Source organism: Pseudoalteromonas sp. SG45-2, from assembly GCF_014164115.1.
In the GTDB taxonomy this organism is placed as follows: domain Bacteria; phylum Pseudomonadota; class Gammaproteobacteria; order Enterobacterales; family Alteromonadaceae; genus Pseudoalteromonas; species Pseudoalteromonas distincta.
Window position 1 is genome coordinate 126,122 of record NZ_JACJEO010000011.1, and the last position, 24,306, is coordinate 150,427.

The 24,306-nt window shown below is 40.4% G+C and carries 22 protein-coding genes and 1 pseudogene; 13 read left to right on the forward strand and 10 right to left on the reverse strand.

Annotated features, from left to right (window positions below; genetic code table 11):
* Nucleotides 1-215 precede the first annotated feature (215 nt).
* On the forward strand, nucleotides 216-1,841 hold the full coding sequence (locus H5116_RS10090) for an endonuclease (protein ID WP_182716061.1): 1,626 nt from the start codon (nucleotides 216-218) through the stop codon (nucleotides 1,839-1,841).
* A gap of 87 nt (nucleotides 1,842-1,928) precedes the next feature.
* Here H5116_RS10090 and H5116_RS10095 read toward each other — a convergent pair whose 3' ends face one another.
* Entirely contained in the window at nucleotides 1,929-2,915 is a 987-nt protein-coding gene (locus tag H5116_RS10095; protein WP_182716062.1) for a hypothetical protein, read from the reverse strand.
* A 416-nt stretch (nucleotides 2,916-3,331) separates the two neighbouring features.
* Between H5116_RS10095 and H5116_RS10100 the strand changes: the two genes are divergently transcribed.
* A complete protein-coding gene (locus H5116_RS10100) occupies nucleotides 3,332-4,831 on the forward strand; it encodes a DUF3360 family protein (protein WP_182716063.1) in 1,500 nt (499 codons plus the stop codon).
* Nucleotides 4,832-4,924: 93 nt separating this feature from the next.
* On the opposite strand, the gene leuD is transcribed toward H5116_RS10100, so the two are convergent.
* The 5 genes from leuD to fabR all read right to left on the reverse strand — a co-directional run bounded on the left by leuD (nucleotide 4,925) and on the right by fabR (nucleotide 10,640).
* Complete coding sequence (leuD, locus tag H5116_RS10105; protein ID WP_002961095.1) at nucleotides 4,925-5,524, reverse strand: 3-isopropylmalate dehydratase small subunit; 600 nt, start codon at nucleotides 5,522-5,524, stop codon at nucleotides 4,925-4,927.
* Nucleotides 5,524-6,924 carry a 3-isopropylmalate dehydratase large subunit gene (gene leuC, locus H5116_RS10110; RefSeq protein WP_182682468.1) on the reverse strand — a complete coding sequence of 467 codons (1,401 nt, stop codon included), beginning with the start codon at nucleotides 6,922-6,924 and terminating at the stop codon, nucleotides 5,524-5,526. The genes leuD and leuC overlap by 1 nt, the downstream gene beginning before the upstream one ends.
* Before the next feature lie 60 nt (nucleotides 6,925-6,984).
* Nucleotides 6,985-8,061, reverse strand: coding sequence for a 3-isopropylmalate dehydrogenase (gene leuB, locus H5116_RS10115; RefSeq protein WP_002961092.1), 1,077 nt, complete (start codon nucleotides 8,059-8,061; stop codon nucleotides 6,985-6,987).
* Nucleotides 8,058-9,611, reverse strand: a complete 1,554-nt coding sequence (gene leuA / locus H5116_RS10120; protein WP_002961090.1) for a 2-isopropylmalate synthase — start codon at nucleotides 9,609-9,611, stop codon at nucleotides 8,058-8,060. Before leuA ends, leuB begins: the two co-directional genes overlap by 4 nt.
* 405 nt (nucleotides 9,612-10,016) lie before the next feature.
* Nucleotides 10,017-10,640 carry an HTH-type transcriptional repressor FabR gene (gene fabR / locus H5116_RS10125; RefSeq protein WP_002961087.1) on the reverse strand — a complete coding sequence of 208 codons (624 nt, stop codon included), beginning with the start codon at nucleotides 10,638-10,640 and terminating at the stop codon, nucleotides 10,017-10,019.
* Between the two features lie 126 nt (nucleotides 10,641-10,766).
* On the opposite strand from fabR, the gene H5116_RS10130 reads away from it, so the two are divergent.
* Together H5116_RS10130 and sthA are read left to right on the forward strand one after the other, a co-directional pair.
* Nucleotides 10,767-11,900, forward strand: coding sequence for a fatty acid desaturase (locus H5116_RS10130; protein ID WP_182712452.1), 1,134 nt, complete (start codon nucleotides 10,767-10,769; stop codon nucleotides 11,898-11,900).
* Between the two features lie 13 nt (nucleotides 11,901-11,913).
* The gene (gene sthA, locus H5116_RS10135) at nucleotides 11,914-13,344 is read left to right on the forward strand and encodes a Si-specific NAD(P)(+) transhydrogenase (protein WP_007378904.1); all 1,431 of its coding nucleotides are present in this window, start codon (nucleotides 11,914-11,916) and stop codon (nucleotides 13,342-13,344) included.
* A gap of 95 nt (nucleotides 13,345-13,439) precedes the next feature.
* Here sthA and hemE read toward each other — a convergent pair whose 3' ends face one another.
* Entirely contained in the window at nucleotides 13,440-14,504 is a 1,065-nt protein-coding gene (gene hemE / locus H5116_RS10140) for a uroporphyrinogen decarboxylase (protein ID WP_182716064.1), read from the reverse strand.
* Nucleotides 14,505-15,032: 528 nt separating this feature from the next.
* Between hemE and rsd the strand changes: the two genes are divergently transcribed.
* On the forward strand, nucleotides 15,033-15,503 hold the full coding sequence (gene rsd / locus H5116_RS10145) for a sigma D regulator (protein WP_138489928.1): 471 nt from the start codon (nucleotides 15,033-15,035) through the stop codon (nucleotides 15,501-15,503).
* 65 nt (nucleotides 15,504-15,568) lie between these two features.
* Here the strand turns inward: rsd and fkpA are convergent, their stop codons facing one another.
* Nucleotides 15,569-16,315 carry an FKBP-type peptidyl-prolyl cis-trans isomerase gene (fkpA, locus tag H5116_RS10150; RefSeq protein ID WP_004335950.1) on the reverse strand — a complete coding sequence of 249 codons (747 nt, stop codon included), beginning with the start codon at nucleotides 16,313-16,315 and terminating at the stop codon, nucleotides 15,569-15,571.
* Nucleotides 16,316-16,530: 215 nt separating this feature from the next.
* Between fkpA and H5116_RS10155 the strand changes: the two genes are divergently transcribed.
* Nucleotides 16,531-17,529 carry a WD40 repeat domain-containing protein gene (locus tag H5116_RS10155; protein ID WP_182716065.1) on the forward strand — a complete coding sequence of 333 codons (999 nt, stop codon included), beginning with the start codon at nucleotides 16,531-16,533 and terminating at the stop codon, nucleotides 17,527-17,529.
* Nucleotides 17,516-17,731, forward strand: a complete 216-nt coding sequence (locus tag H5116_RS10160; RefSeq protein ID WP_004335946.1) for a SlyX family protein — start codon at nucleotides 17,516-17,518, stop codon at nucleotides 17,729-17,731. The genes H5116_RS10155 and H5116_RS10160 overlap by 14 nt, the downstream gene beginning before the upstream one ends.
* Before the next feature lie 32 nt (nucleotides 17,732-17,763).
* Here the strand turns inward: H5116_RS10160 and H5116_RS10165 are convergent, their stop codons facing one another.
* Complete coding sequence (locus tag H5116_RS10165) at nucleotides 17,764-17,967, reverse strand: YheV family putative zinc ribbon protein (protein ID WP_007378899.1); 204 nt, start codon at nucleotides 17,965-17,967, stop codon at nucleotides 17,764-17,766.
* Nucleotides 17,968-18,099: 132 nt separating this feature from the next.
* Between H5116_RS10165 and H5116_RS10170 the strand changes: the two genes are divergently transcribed.
* The 6 genes from H5116_RS10170 to H5116_RS10195 all read left to right on the forward strand — a co-directional run bounded on the left by H5116_RS10170 (nucleotide 18,100) and on the right by H5116_RS10195 (nucleotide 23,667).
* Nucleotides 18,100-20,022 carry an ATP-binding cassette domain-containing protein gene (locus H5116_RS10170; protein WP_008165349.1) on the forward strand — a complete coding sequence of 641 codons (1,923 nt, stop codon included), beginning with the start codon at nucleotides 18,100-18,102 and terminating at the stop codon, nucleotides 20,020-20,022.
* Nucleotides 20,006-20,428 (forward strand): TIGR02444 family protein, encoded by a 423-nt coding sequence (locus H5116_RS10175; RefSeq protein WP_182716066.1) that lies wholly within the window; start codon nucleotides 20,006-20,008, stop codon nucleotides 20,426-20,428. Before H5116_RS10170 ends, H5116_RS10175 begins: the two co-directional genes overlap by 17 nt.
* A gap of 475 nt (nucleotides 20,429-20,903) precedes the next feature.
* Nucleotides 20,904-21,050, forward strand: a complete 147-nt coding sequence (locus H5116_RS10180; RefSeq protein WP_004335931.1) for a hypothetical protein — start codon at nucleotides 20,904-20,906, stop codon at nucleotides 21,048-21,050.
* 112 nt (nucleotides 21,051-21,162) lie between these two features.
* Nucleotides 21,163-22,149 carry a hydrolase gene (locus tag H5116_RS10185; protein ID WP_182193775.1) on the forward strand — a complete coding sequence of 329 codons (987 nt, stop codon included), beginning with the start codon at nucleotides 21,163-21,165 and terminating at the stop codon, nucleotides 22,147-22,149.
* A 2-nt stretch (nucleotides 22,150-22,151) separates the two neighbouring features.
* Complete coding sequence (locus H5116_RS10190; protein WP_182716067.1) at nucleotides 22,152-22,406, forward strand: YheU family protein; 255 nt, start codon at nucleotides 22,152-22,154, stop codon at nucleotides 22,404-22,406.
* A 64-nt stretch (nucleotides 22,407-22,470) separates the two neighbouring features.
* Nucleotides 22,471-23,667 (forward strand): dipeptidase, encoded by a 1,197-nt coding sequence (locus H5116_RS10195; protein ID WP_182716068.1) that lies wholly within the window; start codon nucleotides 22,471-22,473, stop codon nucleotides 23,665-23,667.
* 509 nt (nucleotides 23,668-24,176) lie between these two features.
* Here the strand turns inward: H5116_RS10195 and H5116_RS10200 are convergent.
* Nucleotides 24,177-24,306 (reverse strand): annotated as a pseudogene (locus H5116_RS10200) (elongation factor Tu); the annotation flags it as partial.

Here is a 24,306-nt window from a genome sequence, read left to right on the forward strand (position 1 = left end):
TTGAGGTTTTCTAAGTATGCAGGATAACGGGCTAAGCATAGATAAAAAAAGAATAGAATCTGCTTTGATATTCCATTTAGTTATTAATTTATAAAAATACCTTCAAAAACAGTTTAAAGAGTAATTATTGCCTTTTACTGCATTTTAAATTAACAATTTTGTAACCAAACTAATGTAGGGTATATTTTACTTTCATAGTAAAAATAGGAACAATCATGTTACACGGGAAATATAAAAACAAATTAATTAGTACCGCTTTGTTACTGGGCTCATTACCTGTAATGGCCAATGTAACTAATGGCGGCTTTGAGCAATGGTCAGGTAATACACCTGATGCATGGACAACAATAGATGGCGGAATTAGCCTTTCACGATCCACCAGCACAGTTAAAAGTGGCAGTAGCTCTGCTGCTGTCAATGTAACAACAGGATCGCAAAGTAACACTGATTTACTACAACAAGTTGCTGTAGAAGCAGGTAAAACCTATAACTTTTCGGCTGATGTTTACCATACCGAAGGTAAAATTAAGGCGCGCTTATATGTAGACGGCTACCAAGGCTATTCAAATCAGGCACAAACTAACCAATGGCAAACAGTTAGCCATAGCTATACAGCAAGCAGTGATAAAACAATTAGTGTTGGGCTTAGGTTTTACGATGTAAGTGGATTTGATGGCAGCGAAACCGTATACGTAGATAACTTTTTACCAAATACTGATGGCAACGCATCAACAAGTTGCACCGACAATAGCCTTACTTTAACGCTTAACACCGATAATTACGGTAGCGAAACTAGCTGGGCCGTTAATAACAATCAAGGTAGCGCTGTTGCTAACGGCAGTGGTTACGCATCAAACACTCAGTATGATGAGCAAATATGCCTAACTGATGGTACATACACACTTGTTATTAGCGACAGTTACGGCGATGGTATGTGTTGTTCAACAGGTAGTGGCAGTTATGCGCTTAAGCAAGGCTCTACCACACTTGCAAGTGGTGCAAGTTTTAGTAACACCGACAGCACAGCATTTACTTTAGGCGGTGGCTCTGGTGATGGCGGCGGGACTAATCCAACACCCACTGGCTACTATGTTACAGCTCAAGGGCTATCGGGTTATTCACTAAAAACTGAGCTTTATAATATTATTAAAGATCATAATGCACAGGGTTACTCGGCTATTTGGAATTTTTACGACTCATCAGCACGTGATACATACTTTGAAAACGATAACAGCATTTTAGATATGTATAGCGAAAAACCAAACGGCTCTGACAGCTACAATTATACTGCGGTGAGCGATCAATGTGGTAACTATAGTGGAGAAGGCGGTTGTTACAACCGTGAACATTCATTTCCTAAAAGCTGGTTTGGCGGCACTATTGAACCAATGAACTCAGATGTGCATCATATTTACGCAACCGACGGTTATGTAAACTCAAAACGTAGTAACTTCCCATTTGGTGAAGTAGCAAGCGCTTCATTTACATCAACCAACGGAAGTAAATTAGGCTCTGCCGCAAGTTCATTAAATTACTCAGGTACTGTATTTGAGCCAATTGACGAATTTAAAGGTGACTTTGCTCGCGCTTATTTTTACATGGCAACGCGCTACGAAAATGTAATAGGCACTTGGCAAACCAAAACGACCTCAAGTAATGCAGTGCTTAATGGTTCAAGCAACCAAGTGTTTGAAAGCTGGGTTGTAGCCATGCTGCTTGACTGGCATAACAGCGATCCTGTAAGCCAAATGGAACTTGACCGTAACCAAGCAGCCTTTGAATTTCAAGGTAATCGTAACCCGTATATCGACCATCCTGAATTTGTAGAAATGATTTGGTAAAAGTTAGCAGTTAAAACATAAGCCTTTGCAATTGCAGGGGCTTTTAACCTTTAGTGTGTAATATTTTTATAAACACAATGCTTTAAGCTAATTATAAGAAACAGTTGCGATAAGTGACTTTTCAGCTCTGTTTTTCATCAACGTTAAAAGTGAATGATGAAAATCTTGAAATATCACCTCTCCCCATATTCGTGAATAAATACCAAAATTTGTATTGTCTTGCACGGTCGTTTTTAAAGTTAAAATTGTATTGCCGCTTTTATCTTCACTTAGCTGATAACCACCGTAAAGTGGAGAAAAGTATTCACCGCCAAGTTTTACGTGTTTATCGAGTGCGTCATCGGGAATAGCATCTGGGTCTATGTCAAATCTATAAAGCATCTGTTTATTTGGTTGCCAGTCCGTAATAACTTCTTTAAATATAACCCCTTTTTGCCAAGTACTTGTGCGAACAGCGCCTATACCGCTTGCATTCATACTTGCCTTTAATGGCTTTGGTACACCAATTAATTGAGTGAGTGAAAAAGGCACTTCCTGTGGTTTTATATCACTCACATTAGCTAACTGTTGCCACACAACATTGATGGGCGCGTTAATAGTTATTGAATTTGTTACTTCGTATGTTTTTGATAAATTTAAAAAATTAACTTCAATAGGTGAGAGCAATATAGGTAACAACGCGATTGATAATAAAGAACTATTCGCTTTTTTTATTTCACGCTTTCTAACAAAACCCGCAAGTAATCCACCAATGCTGGCAAAAAACATAAAAGCAGGCAAAGCCATAGCCACACAAATACTGCCTTCAAGTAAAGTAATTACACTTACAAATAAAAAAACAAAAATAGGCTGCCAAGCAATCGTGACCATTTGCCTTTTAGTTAATGTTTTTGATTCGTTGTACTCAAAGTGAATACGAATATAGCCAATAGCAACAGGCACTAAAAACATAAATGATATAGAGACTAAGCTACCTAAATTATAAGCATTGACTAGCTCTACAAACAGCCGCATAAATATGCCGTAAAGCGTACCAAGTAAAATACCAATTGATTTAGGGGAGTTGAGTTGCATGTCTATTCTTTATTGTTATTAACAATCAGAAAGTAACAGAAGTATTATTCCACCACAAATAAAACAATATTAACGGCTCCTGCAAGCAAATAGCTTGAAATAAAACGGCTTTCACAGCCACTAAGACTAAAGGATAATAACCTGCCATTAACACTATTTCCCGCTATAAACAGTGATCAAATTCTTTAAAAATAAAAACAAGCCATTGATTTATAGTAATTTTAAATCATTTTGTGTAGTTTTATAATTTTTAACGTAAAGCTGATTGTCAGATTAACTGTATTAAAAACAACCATGCACGACCTTTTGCCTATACATCCCAGCCTAAGAGCTGATTTACCCTGCATGTTCAATATTCATTTGCTTTAACAAAAGCCGTATTTATTTGATTAAGCAACAATGTTGCAGGAGAACGCATGCAAACTACACCACCCGGTGATGTACCATCAAACACGCACAAGGATGCTCAAAGCTACGAGCAGCTTCACAAGCCGAGTTCAGAGTTTAATACTCGCGACGAGTATCTCGAACATGAATTACAAATTATGCAGCCTAAGCGCTGGCGTCCTAATTTACCATTTAGAGATTACCGATTTGAATTTGAAGACACCATTCCTGCAATGGCGGGAACTATTGGTAAAGTCGTTATGGTGGGTGCTATTGCGGCAACATTTGCAGCACCTCTTGGTTTAAGTGATGCGTTTGTTTTAGAAAATGTACGTTATGAATTACTCATTGTTTCTATTTTTATCATTTTATTTTCAGGCTTTATTTTACCCACGGCCAACTTAGCCGGTACTCACGGCCCGCTTATTCCGTTAATTCCTATTGTAGTTGCTGCTGGCGGTCACCCTATGGCGTTTGGCTTACTCATTGGTGCCTTTGGTTTTATTTTGGCCATAACCAAGGGAGGAAGTATGCTCGCGCGCCTAACCAGTAAAGGTGTATGTGGCGGGCTACTCATTTATTTAGGTTTTATTGGTACTATTTCGCAGGTTAAAAAGCTGTTTGCCTGGGCTGAGGCCATTGATATGGCGCATATTGCGTTTATTGTTATTTTAGCCACCATTTTATTGTATGCACTGTTAGAGCACTTTAAAAAGCGTTGGTTAGCCGTGCCGTTAAGCTGCCTTATTGGTGGTGTGGTTGCCTTTGCTCTAGGTGCACCGTTTGAGTTTCATACAGCTCCCGGTTTACCAAATATGAACCCCGCTTACTGGTGGGGTGAAAACACGGGCTGGATGCTTGGCCTGCCAACGCTTGAAAGCTTTGTGGTTGTACTCCCATTTGCAGTGCTCGCCGTTGCTATGTGGTCACCTGATTTTTTAGGTCATCAAGTATTTCAAAAAATAAGCTATCCGCAACGTACTGAAAAAGTACAAATGAATATCGACGACACCATGCTGAGCGCATCGGTTAGACAAACATTTGGCTCACTTGCTGGTGGTGCTAACTTTACCTCATCGTGGGGAACCTACATTGTACCTGCTGCTATTGCTAAACGCCCTATTCCGGCTGGCGCCATTTTAACAGCCGTATTTTGTATTATTGCTGGTTTATGGGGTTACCCAATGGATTTAGCCATTTGGCAACCTGTGCTTTGTGTAGCGCTTATTGTAGGTGTGTTTATTCCGCTACTTGAAGCTGGCATGGAAATGACGCGCGAAGGCAAAACAACGCAATCAGCCGCTATTGTGGTATTTGCCTCAACCTTAGTTAATCCGGCTTTTGGTTGGTCGCTTACTATGCTACTTGATAACCTAGGGCTTATTGGCTGTAAAGAACGTAGCGCAGAGCTAACTAAAATGAGCCGCTGGGTGATTCCACTTATTATGTTTTTGCTACTTACTACTGTAATGGCAATTGTAGGCATGTTACCTGGTATACCTGCGTTAATGGCTGACTTTAGACATTAAGCCTTAGGTACTGAACCTAATATTTACCCACAAAAAAGCACGGTAATTGCCGTGCTTTTCAATACGTGATTTTACTATATACAAGTTAAACAATTACTGCCAAGGGCGCTCAGCTGCTAGTTGTTTTTCAAACGCATCAATCTGTGGGTTTAGTGTTTCGGTTACACCAATAAAATCTAAGCCACTTAATAGACGCTCTTTTACGTCTTTACGAATATCAAAACTAATTGGTGCAAACTTACTGCTTGTTAGTGTTTGATTTTCAAGGTCGATTTCAATGTTAATATCGTCGTGCTGCTCGCTAAGTACAAACAATTGCTCAAGCGTGTCGGCAGGTAACGCAATGGCTAACATTTGGTTGTTACCACAGTTATTAAAGAAAATATCTGCAAAGCTTTCAGCTAAAATAACTTCAAAACCATATTGCTTAAGTGCCCATGGCGCGTGCTCGCGAGATGAGCCACAACCAAAGTTGTCGCGCGTTAATAATATTTGCGCGCCTTGGTAGCATGGGCGATTTAAAATAAAGTCAGGGTTTGGCTCACCGTTATCTAGGTAACGCCAATCATAAAACAAGGCAGCATCAAAACCTTCGCGGCTAGTTGATGTTAAAAACTGCTTAGGAATAATTTGGTCAGTATCTACATTGTTTTTATCAAGTGGAGCCATTAAGCCACTAAAAAATACGCTCATTATGCTTCTCCTCTAATATCAACAAAGTGACCATGTATTGCAGCGGCTGCAGCCATTGCAGGGCTAACTAAATGGGTACGCCCGCCACGACCTTGACGACCTTCAAAGTTACGATTAGAAGTAGATGCACAACGCTTGCCTGCTTCTAGGCGGTCATCGTTCATCGCTAAACACATAGAACAACCTGGTTCGCGCCATTCAAAGCCTGCGGCTTTAAAAATATCGGCTAAGCCTTCGTCTTCAGCTTGTTTTTTAACTAAGCCAGAGCCCGGTACAATTAACGCCTCTATGCCGGCTACAACTTGCTTGCCTTCAACAATTTTTGCAGCTGCGCGTAAGTCTTCAATACGGCTATTAGTACATGAGCCAATAAATACCGTGTCTACTTTTGCGCTTGATAATTTATCGCCCGCTTTTAAGCCCATGTATTTAAGTGCGCTGCGAATGGCATCGGCTTTAATTAAATCTGGCTCTTTATCTGGATCAGGTATGCACTCATCAACACCAATTACTTGCTCTGGGCTTGTGCCCCAGGTAATTTGTGGCTGAATGTCGTCAGCATTTAGCTCAACAACTAAATCAAAGTGTGCGCCTTCGTCTGTTTTTAAGGTTTCCCAATATTCAACGGCTGCATCAAAATCTGCGCCTTTAGGTGCAAACGGACGACCTTTTAAATAATCATAAGTAATTTGGTCAGATGCAATTAAACCCGCTTTTGCACCCATTTCTATGCTCATATTACATAGCGTCATACGGGCTTCCATTGAAAGCGCTTCAATGCCTGCACCACAAAACTCTGCTACATAGCCTGTGCCACCAGCAGTACCTAACTTGCCAATTACCGCCATAATTAAATCTTTAGCCGTAACTGTTGGACGCAATACACCGTTAATTTGAATTTTTAACGATTTCGCCTTTTTTTGCTGTAGCGTTTGCGTTGCTAATACGTGCTCAACCTCAGACGTACCAATACCATGCGCTAATGCGCCAAACGCACCATGCGTAGAAGTATGGCTATCGCCACATACAATGGTTGTGCCTGGCAAAGTAATACCTTGCTCTGGGCCCATTACGTGCACAATGCCTTGGTTAATTGAGTTTAAATCGTAAAGTACAATACCAAACTCTTTACAGTTTTTATCAAGCGCCATTAATTGGTTTTTAGATACTTCGCTTGCGGCATCAAGTGATCGGCTCTTAGTCGATACGTTATGATCCATCGTTGCAAAGGTTTTTTCTGGGCAACGTACAGTACGGTTTTTTTCACGTAGACCTGCAAAAGCCTGCGGAGAAGTAACTTCATGCACTAAATGGCGGTCAATATAAAGTAAGTCGGTTTGCTCATTTATGCTGGCAACGGTATGTGCTTGCCAAATTTTGTCGTATAACGTTTGGGCCACTTGCTAATTCCCTAATCTGTTTGAGTTGCAGCATAACGGTGCTGCAACTTTAATATGTTATTAAATGCGTGAAACGATAGCGGCTGCCACATCGCTTGTGCTGTAACCTGCATTTGGATATATATCTGGTGTGCCAACGCCTGCTTCTACGGCTTCTGCTACTGCTTTTTCAATCGTGCGAGCAGCTTCGTCTTGCCCTAGCGAGTAACGTAGCATTAATGCGGCACTTAAAATTTGTGCTATTGGGTTTGCAACGCCTTTACCTGCAATATCTGGTGCTGAACCGCCTGCTGGCTCGTACAATCCAAAACCCGATTGATTCAAGCTTGCCGAAGGTAATAAGCCCATTGAGCCTGTGATCATCGCGCACTCATCTGACAAAATATCGCCAAATAAGTTATCGCAAAGTAGTACGTCAAATTGGCTAGGCTGTTTAACTAACTGCATAGCGGCGTTATCTACGTAAATGTAATCTAGGCTTACTTCTGGGTAGTCTTTGCTTACTTCGGTGACTACTTCGCGCCATAGTACGCTTGATGCAAGTACGTTTGCTTTATCAACAGAGGTAACATGGTTACTACGTAATTTTGCAGCTTCAAAAGCAAAACGAGCAATACGTTCAATTTCTTTACGCGAGTATGTTTGCGTATCAAAAGCAGCTTCTTCAGCGCCTTCGCCGCTACGGCCTTTTTCGCCAAAATAAATGCCGCCGGTTAGCTCGCGCACACATAAAATATCAAAACCTTTTTCGCTAATATCAGCGCGAAGTGGTGACGCTGCACTTAATGCAGGTAATAACTGTGCAGGGCGCAGGTTACAAAACAAACCAAAGTGCTTACGAAGCGGCAATAACGATGCGCGCTCAGGCTGCTCGTTTGGTGGTAGGTTTTCCCATTTAGGACCGCCTACCGAACCAAATAAAATAGCGTCAGCGTTTTCACACGCTGCAAGTGTGCTCTCTGGTAATGCTTTACCAAATTCATCAATTGCTGCGCCACCAATTGCATAATGCTCACGGTTCAGGGTAAAACCAAACTTATTGCTCACAGCATCAAGTACTTGTTCTGCTGCTGCCATCACTTCTGGACCAATACCGTCGCCAGCTAATACGGCAACGCTGTAGTTTGTTTTACTCATCCTGCTTTCCTTTGTTGTTTTAAATCAGACACTTTTTGTGCACGATAAATTAAGTTATAAACACGGATCATGGCGCGTACCGACGCTTCAACCACATCCGCTGCAATGCCCGCACCGTGGTAAGGTCGGCCATCGTATTTAGCTATAATATTTACTTGGCCTAATGAGCTTGCACCTTGACCTGTCGCTTCTAAGTTATATTCAATCATTTCAACGCTCATACCGGTTAAGCGCTCAATGGCTGCAAACGAAGCTTCAACTGGGCCATTACCTGTCGCGGCTTCTTGTTTAGCTTCGCCATCAATTCGCATTCCTATCGTAGAGCTTGCTACCGATTGTGAGTTAGAAGCTGAGTTAACAAATTCTAATTGGTATTTTTCGTCTTTGTCGTTAATTTGATTAAAGTAAATCATCGCCTCAAGGTCGTAATCGTATACTGTGCCTTTTTGGTCAGCCAACTCAATAAAGCTTTTATATAAGCCATCCATATCGTAATCAGATTTTTGATAGCCTAACTCTTCTAGGCGATGCTCAATAACATGACGACCCGAACGCGAAGTCATATTTAATTGGTTACTTGGCACACCCACGCTTTCTGGCGACATAATCTCATAAGTATTTTGCGCTTTTAATACACCGTCTTGGTGAATGCCAGAACTATGCGCAAAGGCGTTTTCGCCAACAATCGCTTTATTTGGTTGTACTGGCATATTACAAATTTTAGCCACTTGGCGAGATGCGCGGTAAATTTCTTCACTTTTAATATCTGTGTATACTTTTAAGTGGTCTTTGCGCATTTTCATGATCATTGCCACTTCTTCAAGCGAGCAGTTACCAGCCCGCTCACCAATGCCATTAATAGTACACTCAATTTGGCGTGCGCCGGCTTGCACTGCAGCCACCGAGTTTGCTACTGCTAAACCTAAATCGTTGTGGCAATGCACACTTAAGCGCGCTTTATCAATATTTGGCACGTTATTCATTAAATGGCGGATCATCGCGGCGTACTCATCTGGCGTTACAAAACCAACGGTATCTGGCAAGTTAATAGTTGAAGCTCCGGCGTTAATTGCCTGCTCAACAATTTTACATAAATCCCAATGCGGGGTACGACCAGCATCTTCACACGAAAATTCAACATCATCAGTATAGTTACGCGCCAATTTAATTGATTTAACAGCCATTGCCGTTGCATCATCTAGGCTCATACGTAATTTATGTTCAAGGTGCAAAGGGCTTGTAGCAATAAAAGTATGAATACGGCTTTGCTGAGCTGTGCGAAGTGCTTCGCCACAGGCCTCAATGTCTTTAGCAACTGAGCGTGCTAAGCCACAAATAATCGGGCCTTTTACTTCGGTTGCAATACGTTGCACCGAGCGAAAATCAGCAGGGCTCGAAACTGGAAAACCCACTTCCATCACATCCACATTCAAGCGGCTAATTGTATGCGCTAATTGAATTTTATCATCTTCAGTAAGGCTTGCTTTAAGCGCCTGTTCGCCATCACGTAAGGTGGTATCAAAAATCCATACTTTATCTTGCTCTTGCATAACTGCCCCTCATTCCTATGTTACCCAAATTTCAATTAATCCCAGCCGCGAGATAAAAAAAACCCCGCAATTGCGGGGTTTTTAGTGTTCAACTCGATGCAAACACACTAATCCCCGCTCACTGACCATAGCAGTAAGAGGTTAAGTTTTAGTGTAATTAAACGAATAATATGCATCTTGTTTTCTTGTGTGTGTGTTCAGTGAAGCCTATTTTTAACATTACAAAGCGACGGAAGCAAGCATAAAAATTCCACAAAACAGATTTAAAAACGATTCAATTGGGTTTTTTAATTCAACCAAGGCACCTATTAAGAATTAAAATAACAAATACATGACTAGTGACGCTTAAATTAATAAGCACTGCAATATACCGTGCTTATATTAACTTTTTACAATTTTTTTAAGCTATGCTTCTTTACTCGTTTCTCTTACGTAATGCCCGGCTCCACGAGTAATATAACGCAGCTGCCAAATAACGCGCTCAATCAATTCGTCGCGTTGCAATCCTTCTATATCGAGCGCCTCTGCACCCGCATTAAATACGAGCGTTACCATAGATTCCGCCTGAATATAGGCATGCATAGCATTACATTTAGTTTCACTTTCTAAATAATGAGCCAGCTCTAAAATAAAATGTTTTACCTCGCGCGCTACTGCGGCTCTAAATGCTTTAGAAGTCCCAGAGCGTTCTCGCAGCAACAACCTAAATTGGTTACTTGAGTTATCAATAAACTCCATAAAAGTAACCACTGAGGTATTTATAACACTGCCGCCATCGTTCGCTATTCGTCTACGAGCTTGGCGCATAAGTTGGCGAAGAGTTAAACCGGCTTCGTCTACCATGGTTAAACCTAGCTCATCCATGTCTTTAAAATGACGATAAAAAGAAGTTGGGGCAATACCAGCTTCTCGTGCTACTTCGCGTAAACTTAAATTCGAAAAACTATGATCAGCACTCAGCTGATTAAATGCCGCTTGAATTAACGCCTGTCGTGTTTTTTGTTTCTGTTGTGCTCTAACACCCGACATCAACAGCTCCCTGAATTATTTTATATGAATATTTAGTGATATTAGCTCAATTGTCCAGTCTAATACTTGACGACAAGAGTTTGAAATACTATTTTAGCTTACAGTTGTACGCTGAGATTGAGAATTATGAATAAACCACCGATTATTTGGACAAACGTCCTATTTTTTAGCCTAACCTTTTTGGCGGCTGCCACACTTGTACCTTGGTACGCCATTAGCTACGGATTTACCAGCGCGCATTGGATTGCTTTTGTAGGATGCATGTTTTATGCAGGCTTATCAATTACTGCCGGCTACCATCGATTATGGGCACATAAAACCTATAACGCACACCCTGCAGTTGAATTTATTTTTGCGCTTGGCGGTGCTTTTGCGCTGCAAAACAGTGCATTGCATTGGAGTAGCGATCACCGTATACATCACGGTCAAGTTGACGACCCAATAAAAGACCCTTACGCGGCGACCAATGGTTTTTGGTATAGCCATATCGGATGGATGTTACGTGACTACCAAGGCGATAGCTACGGTGATTATAGTAATTGTCGTGATTTACAGCGCAATAAAATAGTTATGTGGCAACACAAACATTACTTAAAGCTTGTGATTGCTATGAACGTAGGCTTGCCTCTAGCACTTGGTTTATTGGTTGGTGATGTGTGGGGGATGTTAATTCTTGCAGGTTTACTACGCTTAGTAATGAGTCAACACTTTACCTTTTTTATAAACTCAGTTGCACATATTTGGGGCTCTCGCCCATACACCGAAAAAAATACGGCACGTGATAACGGCTTTTTAGCGTTATTTACATACGGTGAGGGGTACCATAACTTCCACCATATTTTTGCAAGCGACTACCGTAACGGTATTAAATGGTTTCATTACGACCCAACAAAATGGATGATCCGCTCTTTAGCAGCTGTAGGTTTAGCCAATAAATTAAAGCGTACTCCTGTTGAACGTATCGAAAAAGCGAAGGCCGAAACGCTCATGAGCAAAACGCAAACGCGCCTTGCAAAATTGCCTTTAGCACAAGATAAGATTACATTATTACAACAAGAGTACGATTTACTGCTGAAAAAACTGCAAAATTATTGTTCACTACAAAAACAAGTGTTAGAAGTTAAAAAAAATAACATGGCAAAGCAGTGTGAACGCTCAGCATTAATGGCACAATACCATGAGTTGGAAGCCGCCTGGGAAAATCAAAAACAGGCATGGCTAGCACTTAATGCGAGGTTATTAAAAGCCTCTTTTAATTAATTTAGGAGTGGCTGTGGCCAAACAACCAGAACAAAAAAAAGTACCCGTGACATACCAATATGATGCAATAATTATTGGCACGGGTCCTGGCGGTGAAGGTACCGCCATGAACCTTTCAAAAAACGATAAAAAAGTAGCGGTTATTGAACGCCAAGAATCAGTTGGTGGCGGTTGTGTACATTGGGGAACAATTCCTTCAAAAGCGCTTCGCCACTCTGTTAGCCGCTATATTGAGTACAAAGCAAATCCGTTATTTAATGTTGGTGAGCGCCCTAGCCGCTTAACATTTCCTGATATTTTACGTCACGCAAGTTCTGTTATTTCTAAGCAATCTAATTTACGTAGTAGCTTTTACGATCGTAACCGCATTCATATGTTTCAAGGTGATGCGAGCTTTGTAGATAAGCACACAATTGAAGTAAAACGAAATGATGGTTCAACTGAGCGACTGACTGCTAAAACGATTGTTATTGCAACGGGTTCACGCCCTTATCGCCCACCAGAGGTAGATTTTACGCATTCTCGTATTTACGAAAGTGACACAATACTTGGCCTTGAGCATGACCCTCATCGTGTACTGATTTATGGTGCAGGTGTAATTGGTTGTGAGTACGCGTCAATATTTAAAGGTTTAGGCGCTAAAGTTGATTTGGTTAATACACGCGATCGACTACTTGCTTTTATGGATGCAGAAATATCTGACGCACTTAGCTATCACTTTTGGAATAGCGGTATTGTTATTCGCCATAACGAAGAGTTTGACCGAATTGAGACGCGTGACGACTGCGTTATAATGCATCTAAAATCAGGTAAACGCGTAAAAGCTGACTGTATTTTATTTGCTAATGGTCGTACTGGTAACACTGATACACTAAATCTTGAAGCCATTGGCTTAAAAGCCGATAGCCGTGGCCAATTAAAAGTTAACGAAACATACCAAACAGAAATTGATAACGTTTACGCTGTAGGTGATGTAATAGGCTACCCAAGCCTTGCAAGTGCTGCGTTTGACCAAGGTCGTATAGCTGCTGATGCAATTGCATGTGGTAACTGCGATGACAGGCTGATTGTTGATATTCCGGCTGGTATTTATACCATTCCAGAAATGAGCTCAGTAGGTAAAACCGAGCAAGAGCTTACAGCCGCTAAAGTACCATATGAAGTTGGCCGTGCTCAGTTTAAGCATTTGGCACGTGCGCAAATTGCTGGTACTGAAGTAGGTAGTTTAAAAATATTATTCCACACTGAAACCAAAGAAGTACTTGGCGTACATTGTTTTGGCGAACGTGCCTCTGAAATTGTTCACATTGGCCAAGCCATTATGGAACAAAAAAATGGTGGCAATAATATCGACTACTTTGTAAATACCACATTTAACTACCCGACCATGGCTGAAGCCTACCGTGTTGCAGCATTAAATGGTTTAAATCGCTTATTTAAATAAGTAGTTTTAAAAGCCTTTATAAATAGGTAACAAAAAACCCGCAACTTAGCGGGTTTTTTACTTTTAAACAGTTTTAAAGCTTGTTTAAGTGACTATTACCTATGGTACTTAGCACTTAGCTCATGTACTGCATTAATGAATACGCCTGCATTTTCAGGGTCTACATCTGGTGTAATACCGTGGCCTAAGTTAAACACGTGGCCATTGCCTGTACCAAAGTCTTCTAAAATAGTGCCTACTTCTTGGCGAATACGCTCTGGTGTACCGTGTAACATAGATGGGTCCATATTACCTTGTAGAGCAACTTTATCACCCACGCGGCGCTTAGCGTCGCTGATATTAATAGTCCAATCAAGACCGATTGCATCACAGCCTGTCGCTGCAATAGCTTCAATCCATTGACCACCATTTTTAGTGAACAAAGTAACCGGTACTTTACGACCGTCGTACTCACGAATTAAGCCATCTACAATTTTATGCATGTATTGTAATGAAAATTCGTTGTAATCGCGCGGGCTTAATACACCGCCCCATGAGTCAAATACCATTAGCGATTGCGCGCCAGCTTTAATTTGAGCATTTAAGTAATCAATAACTGAATCAGCTAACTTATCGAGTAATAAATGAAGTGTTTGCGACTCTGCAAACGCCATTTTTTTGATTTTACCAAATACTTTGCTGCTACCGCCTTCAACCATATAAGTTGCTAGCGTCCAAGGTGAACCAGAAAAACCAATAAGCGGTACTTCGCCTTTAAGCTCACGACGAATAGTGCTTACTGCGTTCATTACGTAGCCAAGCTCGTCTGTAGGGTCTAACTTTGGAATTTTTTTAACATCAGAAAGAGATGAAATAGGACGTTCGAACTTAGGGCCTTCGCCAGTTTCAAAGTAAAGACCTAAACCCATCGCATCTGGAATCGTTAAAATATCACTAAATAATATAGCGGCATCTAACGGGTAGCGACGTAGTGGCTGCAGTGTTACTTCACATGCAAGCTCAGCATTACGGCACAGGCTCATAAAATCGCCCGCTTGTGCACGTGTAGCGCGATACTCTGGTAAATAGCGTCCTGCTTGGCGCATCATCCATACCGGAGTTACATCAACAGGTTGTTTTGCAAGTGCACGTAAATAACGGTCGTTTTTTAATTCGCTCATGGCGTAAATGATCCTAAGACTTGTATAAATTGTGCAAGATTGTACCACCATATTCTCCGACCCTCTATTGCTTAGGGACGAAAACAGCTTTACCTAGAGGTAGATCAATAGAATAGAGTTTTTTAATCCATTTTGACTATAAAATAAACAAAAATAAATAACATTTAAAACTTTTTATTAATATGTTTGCAACATTACAAAAACCTTGTTATTGTTTGTCCCGCGTTAACAATAACAATAATAAAAATCTTAAAACAATAAAAATAAATGTTTTAAAATAATAACAATAAAAATCATCTCATAAAAATAAGAAAGCTTGTTATAACAAGTCACTGAAAGAAATTAGACCACCGTAACTGGTGGTTTTTTCTTGCCTAAAATAAAATCCCTCGCCTCGGTTTATATAAAAAGGTACAACCCTCAAAGTAGCTCAACTTTACTTGTTGATATACGCGCAAATTAAATATATCTTGATGTACATAAACTTATTATTTTAAATTAAAAACCAACCCAGCTAGGAGAACAGTTATGCTGACGCGTGTAGAAAAAGCTCAACAGAAATGGGGTGGTAGCCACACAGTAATTGATAAATGGCTAAACGAACGCCAAGAACTTATTGTACTTTACTGCAAAATTGCAGGCTTTACGCCGTACGAAAAGCAAGATCAAGCATTGCCAGAGCCAAAACTAATTGAATCATTTTGCCAGCTTTTAATGGATTACCTATCTGCAGGCCATTTTGAAGTATATGACGATATAGCAAAAGCATGCGAAAAAAAGGGCTTACAAAGCCAAGAGCTTGCAAACTCTATTTACCCGCGTATTTCTAGCACAACCGATGTGGCGTTAGATTTTAATGATAAGTACGCAGAAGTAGACAAAGAAGACTTATTGAAAGATTTTGATAATGACTTATCTGTTATTGGTGAGGCATTAGAAGCTCGTTTTGCACTTGAAGATGAGCTTATTGATAACTTGTTTTCTAATCACACGAATTAATACGTTACTTACACATATTAAAAAAGGGACCTAAGGTCCCTTTTTGCATTTACGCAATAAGCTTATTATTGTGCTGGTGCTTCTTCATTTTGAATTTCAAGTAATTCAACTTCAAATACAAGTGTTGAATTAGCTGGAATCTTACCTAAGTCACGGTCACCGTAAGCAAGTTCTGAAGGAATAGTGAACTTGTACTTAGAACCCACTGACATAAGTTGTAAACCTTCAGTCCAACCCGCAATTACGCGGTTAAGAGGGAAAGTTGTCGGCTCGTTACGTGCATATGAGCTATCAAACTCAGTACCGTCTAATAAAGTCCCTTTGTAGTGTACTTTAACTACATCAGTTGCCACTGGCTTTTCGCCATCGCCTTCGCTAAGTACTTCGTACTGTAGACCCGACTCAGTTACTGTAACGCCTTCTTTTTTAGCGTTGTCAGCTAGGTATTTAGCGCCTGCTTCTTTACTTTTTTCAGACTCTACTTTAGCTTTTTCTTCTTGCTTAGTACGTACTGATGTATCTAGTGCAGTTAATACTTCGCGAATTTTTTCTTCGTCAATTTTTGCATTGCCAGCAAGCGCATCTTCAAAACCACGAATTAAAAGTGCTTGGTCTAGTTCAATACCAATTTCTGTTTTGTCTGCTAGGTCTTTATTTAAAAAGTTACCTACAGATGCACCAATACCATATGCTTGTTGCTGTTCTACAGTGTCTAATTTAACTTCAGCTTGTTCTTTTTTTGCTTCTTGATTACAAGCTGTAAGCGCTAAAACTGACGCTGCAATCAATGACAATCTAATCGTCTTTTTCATTTTAAATCTCCGACACACTTTGCAGTTGTCATTTTAATGTATTATTACTAGTGAAAGATTAACGGCCCACATGATAGGCTGCTTGTTTAATGACTAAATTCCATATTGTTAGCTAAACTAAAAACATATCCAGTGATTAGACAAACAACCTAGGCATTTAACGCGTCCTAGTCTAACCTCTCAGTCACTAAGAGTTAAGGGGAAATACCTGTAATATGTCGATATTTCGTACTTTTTTAATCGTATTTAGCTGTTTTTTAGCCATCGCCTGTACCGATAAAAAACAACACGCTGTAGCAAGTTACGAACATGCTGCACAAGGTGCGTTTTCATCAACAGTTTCAAACGATGGTAAATACAGTTTGATCTCCTCTATCAACCATGGGGTCGCCCTGTGGGATAATCAACAGCAGGTGCTAAAATACCAATGGTTTCAGCAGCAGTCACAAGACAGCCTAGTGTACGCTGTTGCCATTGCTTTTGATAACAGCGTGGCTGTTACCGCCGAAAAAACCACGTTTGCTGTGTGGGATATAGCCACAGGCAAAAATAAAGGTTATTACAAAATACAAAAAGCCAGTATTCGCGATATTGCTATTAGCAATCAAGGCCGTAGTGTTTTATACGGCCGTAGCGACGGCATTGTCGTATTTGTAAACCTAGAAACTGGGCGTCGTATTGAGTTTTTAGGTCATCAAGATAAAGTTAACACCGTTGACCTGTCACCTAACGGACGCTTTGCCTTAAGTGGTTCTAACGATTATGTTGCTTACTTTTGGGATACACGTACAGGACAAGTAATTCATCGTTTTAATCACCCAACGCGTGTTACCCAAGTGACGCTCGATCCACAAGGTCGCTATGCGTTTACGGCCGATAGTATGGCACAAGCAAATGTATGGAAGCTGACTACAGGTGATCTTGTGAGTAAACTGAAGTATATTGCGCGTCAGAAAATTTTTACTGCTGTGCGTTTTAACGAACAAGGCACTTTGCTTGCAACCGGCTCGCCAAATAAGCGCGTAGATTTGTGGCAAATACCAAGCGGTGAAAAAATTCAAACTTGGCAGGTTACCCCGCGCGAAGGCAGTAAGCCTAAATCGGCGGTGGTGCTAGATGTGACATTTACAGATAACGGTAAGTCGTTGTTAACCGAAAGCTCCAGCGGGATCGCAGAGCGATTTATTATACGAGAGAATAATGAACACAATTGAACATCGCTTAATGGAACTTGAAGCCAAAGTGGCTTTTCAAGACGAAACGATTGAAGTCTTAAATGATGAAATAAAAGTGCACCAACAGCTGTTAGCAAAAATGAAACGCCAAACCGAGCTGCTAGCAGAGAAAATTAAAGAGTCGCAGTCATCATCGTCTATGATGTCTGAAGTACCTGAGCCACCTCCACCGCATTACTAAAACCGGTAAAAATTAGGCAATAAAAAACCGGGTTAGTCGCCCGGTTTAAACACACCAATTACTTGTTCAAATTGGCGAGTAGACGCCTGAACAGCGTTATCGGGTTGCGCCATTTTATGACCACACTCAACACACTCTACTTTTTCAACATCATGTTCTCTGTATAGCATCATAGTATCCATGGCTTTGCAGTCAGGGCACGATGCTCCAGCAATAAATCGCTTCTTTTGTCTCACAACATTTTTCCTGTGGTTTGAACTGCTGTCATTTTATCGTATAACTTCACTTGTTGATACGCTTGATAAGAGCATTAAGTTCTATGTTATGATAGCGCCAACTTAACAAGGGCACAGCAAAGTAACGCATTCATGATCCAAATCTCAGAAATAGAACTACTTCGTGGCGGTAAAGCCTTATTAAAAAACGCATCAGCTACGTTATTTCCAGAACACAAAGTAGGCCTTGTTGGCGCTAATGGCTGTGGAAAATCAACGTTATTTGGTTTACTAAAATCAGAACTACAACTAGATGCCGGTAACTGCAGCATTCCAAAAGATTGGTCTATCGCCTCTGTTAAGCAAGAGACACCTGCCCTTGAAATAAGCGCGATTGATTATGTACTTCAAGGCCACCCAGAATACTACGCAATGCGTATAGCACTGCGTGAGGCCGAGAAAAACAACGATGGCGACACACAAGCTAAAGTACATATTCAGCTTGAAAACATTAAAGGCTATAGCATTGAATCAACCGCAGGTGAGCTATTACACGGCTTAGGCTTTGCCAATAACCTTATAGAAAATCCTGTAAGCTCGTTTTCGGGTGGTTGGCGTATGCGTTTAAACCTTGCCCAAGCATTAATACGCGACGCCGATTTACTATTACTCGATGAGCCAACAAACCACCTTGATTTAGATGCCGTTTATTGGCTTGAACGCTTTTTGCGTGCTTATACCGGCACCCTTGTACTTATATCGCATGACCGTGAGTTTTTAGATGCGGTGGTTGATCAAATTTGGCATGTAGATAAGCAACTTATTAACGTGTACAAAGGTAACTACTCGCAGTTTGAGCGCCAAAAAGCTGAGCGCTTACTACAACAACAAGCAATGTTTGATAAGCAACAAGATCAAATTGCTCACCTTGAGCAGTTTATAACGCGCTTTAAAGCAAAAGCCAGTAAAGCTAAACAAGCACAAAGCCGTGTGAAAGCGCTTGAACGCATGGAAAAACTAGCGCCGGCACATGCCGACTCGCCATTTAACTTTGAGTTTGCAGAGCCAAAAGCATTACCAAACCCACTAATGACAATAGATAAAGCCAAAGCGGGTTATGGTGACGTCACTATTTTAAATAATATAGAGCTAAACCTTGTACCAGGCAGCCGAATTGCTTTACTTGGTCGAAATGGCGCAGGTAAATCAACGTTAATTAAACTGCTTTCTGGTGATTTAGAGCCGCAAGCGGGCGAAGTTGTTCAGCATCACGGATTAAATATTGGTTACTTTGCGCAGCATCAACTTGAATCTCTTGATTTAAAAGCCAGTGCAATAATGCACTTACAACGCCTCGACCCAAAAGCCACTGAGCAATCACTACGTGACTTTTTAGGTGGTTTCGCCTTTATTGGCGATAAAGCACTTGAGCCTGTAGCCCCTTTTTCGGGCGGCGAAAAAGCACGTTTAGTACTTGCCATGTTGGTATACCAAAAGCCAAACCTACTGCTTCTCGATGAGCCTACAAACCACCTTGATTTAGAAATGCGCCATGCACTTGTTATGGCACTACAAGGCTTTGAAGGCGCTATGGTTACCGTATCCCATGATCGCCATATGCTTAAAAATACTGCCGATGAGTTTTACTTAGTAGATGACGGCAAAGTAACCCAGTTTGGTTACGACTTAGATGCGTATTACCAGTGGTTACTCAATGCCAATAAAGAAGCGGTTAAAGCGCAGCAAAGCGACGAGCCTAAAGCAAATCCAGGTGTTAACCGTAAAGAGCAAAAACGCCTAGAGGCTGAGTTTAGAAAGGCCACTCAGCCACTTAAAAAGCAAATTGAAAAGCTTGAAAAGCAACTCGATAAATTCACCGCGGAATTAAGTGAAGTGGAAGTGACCTTAGGTGATAACGAACTCTACAACGACGACAACAAAGCCAAGCTTAAAGAGTTATTAGCCAAGCAAGCAACCCTTACGCCTAAACTTAACGACGTTGAAGAAGAGTTACTTATGGCACTTGAAGAAATGGAAGAAAAAGAGCAGGCATTCGCCGATGAACTTGCTCAATAGCGACCATTTTTGGCAATTTGCGTGCACTTTGTACGCAAAGCCTGATCAACAAACAACCTTGCTGGCACTACAAAACCAGCAAGGAAAAAACGTTAATTTATGCTTATTACTGCTTTATTTAGATTCATTAAATTTAAGTATTAATACCCAACAGTTAAATGAGTTAATAGACGCAATTAGTGAGTTTGATACTCACGCATTACAACCTATGCGCGCCGCTCGTAGCTATTTAAAAGCTAACCAGAATGCGATAAGTGATTACGCCACAATACGTGCAGAGTTGCTAAGCGCTGAGCTGAAGCTTGAAAAACAGCAACAACATATGTTGATTGAAACAGTAAATGAGCTTGAATTAGTCAAACTTTCAGAGCCAAACAACATTGAGCTATATGTGAAAGCCACTTAGGGTATTAGTTTTTATACCCTCCTCCACTTCTTATTTTCTTTGTGCAAAAAACCTTCAAGTAATTTACTCACAAAGAGGTTAAGAGGCGCTTCGCTTTTAGAGGAAAACAAACTAAATTATTCAGGTAAAAATATAAATATTGAGCAGTTATTTGGCTCAAGTAGTTTATAGCTCTACCCTCATTTACTTCTCATTCTTTTCTCTTTGTGCAAAAAATCTTTAAGTGGTTTACTCAAAAAAGTTTAAAGCGCTACGCTTTTAGATAAAGTGAAAAAAATGAGTTACGATCAGCTTACTATTTTAAGAGAAAACTCTCTTAGCTCTCAGTGGTAATAACTTACCAACCCTTAAAACATGATCTAAATCAACTTAGCGTCACTCCTACACCTGCTTAGAAAAATAACTTGATCTCGATCACGTTGCGACCTGCAAACACCGCCTATGATTAACCCATCAACAACGAGGGGAACAACTCATGAACGTATTTTTTAGAGACTTTTTTACAGATCCAGTTTTATTTATGTCTTTTGGGTTTTTAACCATCGTTGTTTCTTTGTGTATCTTTTTTGCTTTTTTCTTTTTGAAAAAAATACATGATGCAGAAATTCCCGAACAAAATTAAGCACGACGCACTAAAGCGCCTTATTAGTTTACTAGTTAGGCGCTTTTTATTTTCTGAAGCGAAAAATTTGGTACACTAGCTTTTCGTTTAATACAAAGTGCGTAGTACAAACATGATCTCTCAGTTCAAACCAGCATGGTGGATGACCAATCGTCACGTTCAAACCATAATGCCGCGTTTTTTCCGCCCATTTCACCACACTCGCTACGAACTTGAGCAACTTGATACACCTGATGGTGACTTTATTGAGCTCGCATGGTCACTTCCACATAACGAAACCGCACCACTTGCCGTTGTTTTGCATGGCCTTGAAGGCAATATAAATAGCTTTTATGCCAAAGGCATGATGAAGGCTTTAAAAAAACAAGGTTATGCAGTTGTGCTTATGCACTTTAGAAACTGCTCAACTGAAGTAAACCGCCTTCCACGTGCTTATCACAGCGGTGACACCGCCGATTTAGCCTTTTTTATAAATCATCTTAAGCAACAATACCCAGATAGAGCGATGGTTGCCGTGGGCTTTTCGCTTGGTGGTAATGTGCTTGCTAAGTACTTAGGCGAAGAGAATACAAACTGCCCACTCAATGCAGCTGCAGTGGTATCGGCGCCTTATGACTTATCATCATCAAGTGATGTTATTCGTAAAAGCTTAGGTAAAATTTATCAAAAGTATTTGCTCGATCGCATGAAAAAGTCGATGCAACGTAAATTACCGCAAATTAAGCAGCAAATTCCTATAACTACCGATCAATTAATGAATATTGATGATTTATTAGAGTTCGATAACCAACTTACAGCACCGTTACATGGCTTTGAAAATGCCCACGATTACTATCGTAAAGCCAGTGCTATGCCGTACTTAAAAGATATCGCTATACCCACACTTATTATTCATGCCAAAGACGACCCGATGCTCTCAATTAAAGCCGTACCGAGTAGGCAAGACGTAAGTGAGCATGTTACGCTGCGTATCTCTGACAAGGGCGGGCATGTTGGTTTTATTAGCGGTAAAAATCCGTTTAAACCTATATTTTGGTTAGAAAAAGCCGTCCCTCATTATTTTAGCCAGCACGTATCAAATAAAGCGAGTAACAAGTAGTAATGATTATCCCTTTTGAACAACTCGATCAAGACACTCTTTATAACTTAATCGAAAGCTACGTATTACGCGAAGGTACCGATTATGGTGAAGTAGAGGCAAGCATCGAATCTAAAGTAAGCCAAGTAAAGCTACAGCTTAAAAATGGCGAAGCGATGGTGTTTTTCTCAGAATTACACGAGTCTGTAACTATAATTTCAAAAGGTGAATTTAAAGCGCTGCAAAGTGAAGAGCATCAAGGACAGTCGTTTGATTAGGGCGTAGTACTTGTAACTTTTGAATTGAACGTACACAATGGCTTTTTACCCAAAGAGCCAAAACATGATAAAACTCAGCACTCTAGTGGTAACCATATCACTAGCTTTAACTAGTCAAGCCCAAGCAGAACAAACAATAACAGCATCTGATAAGGCAATTAAACTCGCTAAAGATACCATTTTAATTGATACCCATATTGACGTACCTTATCGAATTCACGAAAGCTGGGTTGATGTAACCAAAGCAACTAGTGATGGCGATTTTGACTATCCTCGCGCTGTAAAAGGCGGTTTAAACGCCCCATTTATGTCGATTTATATTCCTGCGCATTTAGAGTTTGAGGGTAAAGGAAAAAGCTACCAGCTAGCCAATCAAATGATTGATAGTATGGAAGCCATAGTCCAGCGCGCACCCGATAAGTTTGCTATTGCGAGCTCAAGCTCTGATATTGAAGAGCAATTTAAACAAGGTAAGCTGTCTATAGCCATGGGTATGGAAAATGGCTCTCCAATCGAAGGTGATATGAAAAACCTTCAGCACTTTTACAACCGTGGCATTCGTTACATCACGCTAGCGCACTCGCAAAGCAATCATATTTCGGATTCGTCTTACGATATACGCCGTAAATGGAAAGGCTTAAGCCCATTTGGTAAAAAGCTTGTCACTGAAATGAATAATATAGGCATGCTAATTGACGTATCGCATATTTCTGATGATGCGTTTTATCAGGTTATGGAGCTTTCTAAAACACCAGTAATTGCCTCTCATTCATCACTTCGTAAATACACGCCTGGCTTTGAGCGTAATATGAATGACGATATGTTATTAGCGCTGAAAGAAAATGGCGGTGTTATTCAAATCAATTTTGGCTCAAGCTTTGTTACCGCTAAAGCAGGTAGTTGGGGCAAGCAATTAAAAAGTACAAAAGAGTCAGCTAAAAAAGAAGGCACTAAGTTAAGTAAAGATTTTGATGCTGCGTACCGTGCTAAAAATCCGTATCCATTTGCAAGTCTTGAGCAAGTACTTGACCATATTGATCACGTAGTTGAGCTAATTGGTATTGATTATGTAGGTATTGGCTCTGATTATGATGGAGTTGGCGATTCATTACCTATCGGCTTAAAAGATGTATCTAGCTACCCAAATCTTGTCCAAGGTTTAATGGATAGAGATTACAGCGACAAAGATATTAAAAAGATTTTAAGTGGCAATTTATTAAGAGTTTTAAAACAAGCGCAAGAGTATGCGAAGAAACACTAAAGCTTTTATCATATATTAGTAATTGGCTAAAAGACCAAGAGCTAACTCAATATAAGCGCGGCCTAGCCGTGCTTTTTTATATTTACCAGCATAGTTATCTTCGGTGCTATTTCCCCCCCAGGCTTCGCAAAACTCAACCCAAGCTACGGCAATAAAGCTATATAGGAGCTAATCACTTTTCTATAGGCATTAAAAAAGGCCACCTGGGTGACCTTTTTCTAACAATTAACTTAAAAGTTAATTATTACTCTTTGACTGTTTCTACAAAGTACCTACGCCTAAGGTAAGAGCACCACCTTCATATGACACTTTTCTTCAGGCATTAAAAAGGCCACCTGAGTGACCTTTTTCTAACAATTAACTTAAAAGTTAATTATTACTCTTTGACTGTTGCTACAAAGTACCTACGCCTAAGGTAAGAGCACCACCTTCATATGACACTTTTCTTCAGGCATTAAAAAAGGCCACCTGAGTGACCTTTTTCTAACAATTAACTTTAAAGTTAATTATTACTCTACGATAGTTGCTACAACACCAGCACCTACAGTACGACCACCTTCACGGATAGCAAAACGAAGACCTTCATCCATCGCGATTGGTGCGATTAGAGTTACTGTCATCTTGATGTTATCACCAGGC